Origin of the sequence: Acinetobacter sp. YH01019, from assembly GCF_013420285.1 — a bacterium.
GTDB classification, from domain to species: Bacteria; Pseudomonadota; Gammaproteobacteria; order Pseudomonadales; family Moraxellaceae; genus Acinetobacter; species Acinetobacter gandensis.
In genome coordinates this window covers 1-2792 of sequence record NZ_VOYM01000150.1, presented here as the reverse complement: position 1 = coordinate 2792, position 2792 = coordinate 1, and the positions used below count along the sequence as shown (strand labels likewise).

1 protein-coding gene and 4 pseudogenes are annotated in these 2792 nt (G+C 38.4%); 3 read left to right on the top strand and 2 right to left on the bottom strand.

Annotated features, from left to right (window positions below; translation table 11 throughout):
- Window positions 1–563: pseudogene (locus tag FTT84_RS17405) on the top strand (IS3-like element ISAba22 family transposase); the annotation flags it as partial.
- A gap of 38 nt (window positions 564–601) precedes the next feature.
- Window positions 602–928 (top strand): annotated as a pseudogene (locus FTT84_RS17400) (recombinase family protein); the annotation flags it as partial.
- A 215-nt stretch (window positions 929–1143) separates the two neighbouring features.
- Here the strand turns inward: FTT84_RS17400 and FTT84_RS17395 are convergent.
- On the bottom strand, window positions 1144–2424 hold the full coding sequence (locus tag FTT84_RS17395; protein ID WP_180080830.1) for a cation transporter: 1281 nt from the start codon (window positions 2422–2424) through the stop codon (window positions 1144–1146).
- An 89-nt stretch (window positions 2425–2513) separates the two neighbouring features.
- Between FTT84_RS17395 and FTT84_RS17390 the strand changes: the two are divergent.
- A pseudogene (locus FTT84_RS17390) lies at window positions 2514–2669 on the top strand (MerR family DNA-binding transcriptional regulator); the annotation flags it as partial.
- Window positions 2670–2684: 15 nt separating this feature from the next.
- Here FTT84_RS17390 and FTT84_RS17385 read toward each other — a convergent pair.
- Window positions 2685–2792: pseudogene (locus FTT84_RS17385) on the bottom strand (IS701 family transposase); the annotation flags it as partial.

Here is a 2792-nt window from a genome sequence, read left to right as displayed (position 1 = left end):
CTACGAATAGTGACCATAATCGAGCGATCTATGAAAACCTGCTGGAGCAACAATTCTCAATGACTAGACCAAATCAAGCATGGTCAAGTGATATTACGTACATATGGACTGTTGAAGGATGGCTGTACTTAGCAGCGGTAAAAGACCTTTACACGAAGCAAGTGGTTGGCTATAGCTTAAATGAGCGCATGACAGCACGGCTTGTTTGTAATGCGCTAAATATGTCTATTCACAATCAAAAACCGACCAAAGAACTGATTGTGCATTCAGACAGAGGAAGTCAATATTGCAGCCATGAATATCGAAATATACTTGAGCAATATGGTTTTCAAGGTTCAATGAGCAAGCGCGGAGACTGTTACGATAATGCACCGATTGAAAGCTTTTGGGGAATACTGAAAAATGAGTTAGTGCATCATTACAACTATCAAACCAGAGAAGAAGCCAAAGCAGATATTATAAAATACATTGAGTTATTTTATAATCATCGAAGAATTCAAAAGGGTTTGGGTTTTAAGACACCAAATCAAATGGCCGAAGACTTTTATAAGTTGGCTGCCTAGAATCTCCCAAGGGAAAGTCTCCTGATAATTCAGCGTATATCAAACGAGGGATCTCCATCCAGTTTGTAAAAGAAAATATTACTTTTACGGCCCAATCCACTCCGATGGATAATTTGATGCTGCAACTGATGGGTGCTTTTGCACAGTTCGAACGTGAGATTATTCTGGAGCGGCAAAAGGAAGGAATTAAACTGGCATCAGCTCAAGGGAAGTACAAAGGTCGGGTACATAAATTGAAACCTGAGCAGGCTGAAGCTTTACGACAAGCATGGAAGGAAGGGAAATATCCTTCAAAAATGGCATTAGGTCAGGCATTCGGTATTAGTCGTCAAGCGGTATACCGCTATTTAAAAGCCGGGGAATAACTCAATTGAATTTTCGACTATATTTAGTTTAGCTTATGAAAATGAGGGAATGTGATAAATCTATGAAAAAGCCTATTCGAGGGGGGAGATTGAACTATCATACTGATTTTAGATGACCATTTAATCAATCACCCCAGATGTTTAGAAAAGAAAAAACCCCGGCATCCTGCTGGGGTTTTTAGTATTGGTTCGCTCGGTATAACTCTTGTTGTACCTTACTTCAAAGCCAAAATCTTTCGAGCACCATTAAGTACGAATAAAGAAACCAGTATACCAATGATTAAGTCTGGATAAGCTGATCCCGTCCATGCCACGAGTACACCGGCAAATATGACGCCCATATTTACCACAACGTCATTCGCTGAGAAAATCCAACTGGCTTTCATATGTGCGCCATCTTCTCGATGACCAGAAATAAGATATAAGCATGTCACGTTAGCTATAAGTGCGAGCAGGCCAATAACAATCATGAGCGTTGATTCTGGCTCGCTTCCAAACATGAATCGTCTAATGACGTCAACAATCACGATGACAGCGAGTAATAACTGAATCCAGCCTGCAAAATGAGCTGCTTTTACTTGATATTTCGCAGCTTTCCCGACGGCATATAGCGCAATACCATAAACGGCTGCATCGGCAAACATATCTAGAGAATCAGCAATCAATCCTGTAGAAGCAGCAATAATACCGCTGATGAATTCTATAAAGAACAGTAGAGCATTAATGCCTAATAACAGTTTAAGTACTTTAGCTTGTCTTACAGGATCAGGTTCATTGGGTAGGTCACCTGAAGAAAGCTGTGTTTCATCAAGTTTCGCCCCAAAACCCAGTCCTTCAAGTTTGGCCGTAATTTGCTGACTCCCTTCATTATGGAAGACTTTCAGTTTTCGATTGGGAAGATCAAAAGTAAGACCTTTAACTGCTTCAATATCTGCAAGAGCCATACGGACCATTTGCTCTTCAGCAGAGCAATCCATTTTAGGAATGGTGTAGGTACTTGTTTGCTTAGCCTGTTGATTGCTTATATAAGTTTCAGTCTTCACAAGCTTTGCACCAAAACCCAAAGCTTCAAGTTTGGTGGTTATATTTTCATCTTTTTGATTATGTAGAACCTTTAAAGAACGGTTAGGTAAATCAAAGATGAGTTTTTGAACACCATCAATTGAAGATAGCGCCATACGAACCATCTGTTCTTCCGCAGAACAATCCATTTTGGGAACTAAGTATTCACTCATGTAGTGCGAATCTTTTAAAACGTCTTCAGTGCTTAAATTTTCTTTGGGATCAGAACCATAACAGGATTGAGCGGTATCTTCACAACTGTTTGAAGTGTTACAGCAAGGAGATGAAGATTTTTTTTCTTCCTCTTCACCACAACAGCTAAGCGTATTATCACAATTCTTTGAATTGCTTGCTTCTGCAATTGATGGATGATTTTCTTGTTGAGATTTCTTATCTTCGCATGGTGTTTCTTTACTACATCCACAACCACTCATAATTATACCCATTAAAAAAATTATAAACTTTGAATATTAGAATCCCTATAGTTACTATAGAGTCAAGAATCTTTGGAAATACTAACTCAATGCATTTAAAAATTGGTGAACTCTCTAAAAAAACCTCATGTTCAGTATTAACAATTAGGTTTTATGAAAAGGAAGGTTTAATTCCGGAACCGGAAAGAACGGAAGGAAATTACCGCCTTTACGATGTAGGCTATGTTGAGCGAATTAAATTTATTAGGACTTACGCACTATTATTTATAGATTCTCTGTGGTAGCAGATGATTTTTATCGAGAATAAAGTCATCAATGAAGTTTTTGATAACTGGTCTAAATAATTTCTTCTGCCAACGATATACATT

Bases quoted from the DNA above. Each gene is read 5' to 3' on its own strand.
- FTT84_RS17395 (WP_180080830.1), bottom strand. From the start codon at position 2,424: ATGAGTGGTTGTGGATGTAGTAAAGAAACACCATGCGAAGATAAGAAA.